The organism is Pseudomonadota bacterium, assembly GCA_010028905.1.
In the GTDB taxonomy this organism is placed as follows: Bacteria; Vulcanimicrobiota; Xenobia; order RGZZ01; family RGZZ01; genus RGZZ01.
Window position 1 is genome coordinate 1 of sequence record RGZZ01000854.1, and the last position, 1,260, is coordinate 1,260.

The 1,260-nt window shown below is 67.2% G+C and carries 2 protein-coding genes; both read left to right on the top strand.

Annotated elements, in window-relative coordinates; genetic code table 11:
• Positions 1 to 612 (top strand): hypothetical protein (locus EB084_25865; GenBank protein ID NDD31691.1); only part of this gene is annotated, 612 nt, incomplete at its 5' end.
• A 102-nt stretch (positions 613 to 714) separates the two neighbouring features.
• Positions 715 to 1,260: hypothetical protein (locus EB084_25870; GenBank protein ID NDD31692.1), on the top strand; the 546-nt coding region annotated here is incomplete at its 3' end.

Here is a 1,260-nt window from a genome sequence, read left to right on the forward strand (position 1 = left end):
AAGGCCTACGATCTGCGCCAGACCCGCCCCACCCTCACCTTCAACCACGCGCCCGTGAACGGTCAGCTGTTCAAGGGCGGAAAGTGGGCCGATACGGGAACCCTCGTCTCCGCCGACCAGGCGGCGGCCATGAAGCCGGCGCAGCGGGCGACTCTGGCGCAGTCAGCCGGCGTGCCCGTCACCTCGATCCGCCTGGGGCAGTGGCGTCGGGCCCTCATTCCCGTCGACGCCCGCGCCATCAACGGCATCCTCGACCAGAGCGCCCGCGCCAACGGTGTACCCGCAACCCTGCTGAAAGCGGTGGCCTGGAAGGAGAGCACCTGGAACGCGCAGGCCCTCTCGTTCGATGGACAACACGGAAAGGGGCTCATGCAGATCGACGATCGCTACCACGACTTCGCCCGCACGCCCCAGGCCTTCGACCCCATCGAGAGCGCGAACTACGGAGCAAAGTACCTGTCTGATCTGCGACGCCAGACCGGCTCGTGGGACGGCGCCCTCGCCGCCTACAACGGCAGCTGGACGTACGCCACCCGGGTTCGCCAGATCGAGGCGCAGCAGCCCTGGCACAGCGCGCTGAACGAGGTTGCCGCCCAGCGCGCCCAGAGCTAGGCCTCATCCGGCAGGACTCCGTCACCTCTCCGAGAGAAACCGCAGGCCCGCGCGCAGACTCATACCCCTGTGCGAAGCAGCCCCCTCAGGAGACATCGATCCATGCGCAGATCCTCGATCCTCGCCGTCCTCATCGCCGCCATCGTGTGCATCAGCGGCGCCACCATCGCCCCGGCCCAACAGAACCAGGTCGCCGCCGTGCAGCAGAACGTGCGCATGAAGATGTGCCGAGAGCTCGGCGGCGCGCGTCCCATCGTGAACTTCGACGGGCGCGTCGACTACCGACCGGTCACCAGCTGGACCAGCCAGCTCTACGGCACGGGCACCTACCAGCGAAGCTACGGCGACACGGGCACGCCCTTCAGCTACAGCGCGACCATCGACCGCTTCGGTGCCATCCGAAACGTCAGCTACAACCTGACCAGCTCGTTCCCGATGCCCTCCACCTACGGGAACCCCGCGGTGCGACGCGTGCAGGACGCCATCGCACAGCGCCTCGAGACCGAACAGAATGCGAGCTGCCGCTTCAACACCGACGTTCGCTCGTTCAATCGCAACAGCCGCGAGACGCAGGTAAGCGGCAGCGGTGTCGCCATCCGCCAGGGACGGCAGATCCCCTTCAGCTACAACGGCGTCTACCACACCCGC